Origin of the sequence: Paraburkholderia sp. BCC1885 (assembly GCF_900996235.1) — a bacterium.
Classification (GTDB): domain Bacteria; phylum Pseudomonadota; class Gammaproteobacteria; order Burkholderiales; family Burkholderiaceae; genus Paraburkholderia.
The window spans coordinates 1-2764 of the sequence record NZ_CAAJGM010000271.1; the positions used below are offsets into that span (position 1 = coordinate 1).

Genomic DNA, 2764 nt, shown 5'->3' on the forward strand with positions numbered 1-2764 from the left:
GGATTGCCGCCCGGATCACGCGTCTCACGACGCGTTTCACCTTCCAGGGGGTACTGCCATATCTCAAATCAATAGTTCGCAAACGTCTCTGTCCGGCCCCTCATGCCGGTGAACAAAACTGAAAGTCATCAAACGTCGGGGAAGTACTTTCCACAAATCTTCATGACGCGGCGTCCCGGCCGCTGATCTCCCCGGAGACAGATGGTTGTGTCCAGATACCTCCCTCCAGCAGACTGGACATTCATCTCCTATCACGCAGTTCAATCTCAAAAAATAGACGGAGATTGAATTTACGAAATTTGACTTGATCGTTGAAAATTTCATACGCCCTCCGTCATTTCAATTGACGCCTTTCTATTGCTGCCCCTAAATGCAGCGGTAAAAGTTGCAGACGCAACGATTTCATATCGTTCCTCACAACCGGACAGGGATGGCGTATGAATGCTGTGACGAAGAATTTTACGGATGCGCTGCGTCACCCGGGCGCGCGACTCACCCAGCATCTGAAAATATGGATCGGCGCGCAGGACCTCGACCTCGATGTGCTTGATTTCAAGATACGCGGCGGCCTCTGCAAGGACTACAAGGTCGATATCACGGTGACCTCGCCGCGCCTGGATATCGATGGTAAGGAGTACGTAGGGAGACGAGCTGGCCTGCATGTCGACGAGCGGGCGGGAGTGCCCTCGGCGAGCTGGGCCAGTCCAGTTGACCGTGCGGCGGCCACCTTCAATGGCGTGGTCACGCGCTGGAAGCGCATCCGCACGAGCCGCGATGAGGCCGCGTACCAGGTAAGGATCAAGCCGCGCTTTGCCGCCCTGTGCAAGCGTGTCGTCAAGTCCGACGTACTGAAGGATGTCACGTTTGAGGAGATGGTCCGCCAGTTAATGGTCGACGGACGGAACTTCGACGCCTTCGACATTGAGTTCCATCTCGAAGGACCGCAGGAGAAGATGGAGCAGGTCGTGATGTACGAGGAGTCCATCTGGAACATGGTCACCCGTCACGCGAAACGCAAAGGTATCTTCTGGTTCTACCGGCAGGAGCGCGGCGAGAACGGGCTGCTCGATATCCTCGTTTTCGCGAACAACCCGCGCGCCTATGTCCGGTCGGTCAACCTGCCTCTGCTGGCTGGGTCGGGTCTGCACAGTAACTGGCAGGAAGCGGCGCAGGCGGTGCACGAGCAGCGCACGCTGGTGCCGGCCATGGTCGAGCTATGGGAGCGTAACTACCGCACGCCGGAAGAGCCGCTGCGGACCACGACGAACGTCTCCGGCGAGGCGGGCGACCGCTCGGTATTCGGCCAGATTAGCCGCAGCACGGAGTTTCACCTGACGCCGGCGCAGGGTGAGGCGCTCGCGCAGATACGACGCGACGAGCAGATATCCCGTCAGGTGAGGCTTGCGGGCAAGACCGATGCGAAAGACCTCGCACCAGGCGTGGTCATCAAACTGACCAACACGAAGATGCCCAGCGCGGAATACGGCTTCGTGGTGACCTCGTTCAGGATGGAGGGCAGCCGAACGAAGCCGGCCTATACGCGCTTCAGGGCGATGCCCGCGCATCTGACCTACCGGCCCCGCTTCGATTATGAGCGGGACTGGCGTTTTCTGGGCGGTCCCGTGGCCGGCGTCGTCACAACCCTGGACTCCGCCCCGTATGCATATCTGGATGAACACGGGCGCTATCCCGTTCTGCCGAAGTTCCTGCAGGGTTCGGGCAACGCCGATAACAAGCTGCTGAACCTGCGCCTGCTGCGTCCTTCGTCGTCGTACCAGGGCGGCTTTCATTCGCCTCTTCTGCCCACGACGGAGGTGATGCTGGAGGCGGCCCATGGGGACGTGGACCGGCTGCACATCAGTGGAGCGCTGCACGATTTTTCCCATCAAGACCCGGTGCGTGGCGCGGATGCGTTGTTTAGCTATGCCATCTGGCGCTCGCCGCTGCTGGGGGCCGAGGTCGTTTTCAATGACCTGAAGGGCAAGGAAAGCGCGCGCATTGCGACGGTCTACAGCCAGACGGCAGTGAACCAGGGCTACCTGCTCAACAGCAAGAAGCTCCCGCGCGGCACGGGGTACGAGGCGACGACCCAGGCGTGGGGTACGTTTCGCGCGGCGAAGGGGCTGTTCTTTTCGGCAGATGCGGCGGCTGGACCGGATACCCCGCACCTCGACATGCCTGCCGCCGTCGCGCAGCTCAAGGCGGCGCTACAGCGCGTGACGGATCTGGCATCGGCGACCACGCAGGCCGGGGCCGATCCCGCTGATCGTGCCATGCAGTCGACGCTGCTCGACGGTCTGAACCAGCTACGCGACGCAGGGCTGCTCGCCAGCGCTCCGGGCGGCATGGCGTTCGTGACGCCGAAGTCGATACAGCACTCGGCTGGGCAGAACGCAATTATCACGGCAGGCCAGGACATGGACGTGAGCGTCGTGAAGCGGCTGCGCATGGCGGCGGGCGAACTCATTTCGCTGTGCGCGCACAAGCTCGGCATCAATCTCACCGCTGCGAAGGGGAAGTTCACGGCCTCGGCGCTTACTGACGGCATGGACCTGTTCGCGAAGCAGCAGGTGCGTGTCGCAAGCGAAAGCGCAGACATTCAGCTTGCCGCGAAAACGAAAATCACGCTCAACAGCGGCGGGGCCTCGCTCGTGATCGAGGGCGGCAACATGACATTCCATTGTCCAGCCGCGTTCACCATCAAGGCAGGCTCGTTCACGTTCGTTGGACCCGACAACGTGCCGACCCAGTTGCCATCCCTGCC

General features: G+C 61.1%; 1 protein-coding gene. It reads left to right on the top strand.

Translation table 11 applies throughout. The features are described from left to right. Positions 1-437 precede the first annotated feature (437 nt). Positions 438-2764 (top strand): type VI secretion system tip protein VgrG (gene vgrG, locus FQ755_RS34760; RefSeq protein WP_144162290.1); only part of this gene is annotated, 2327 nt, incomplete at its 3' end.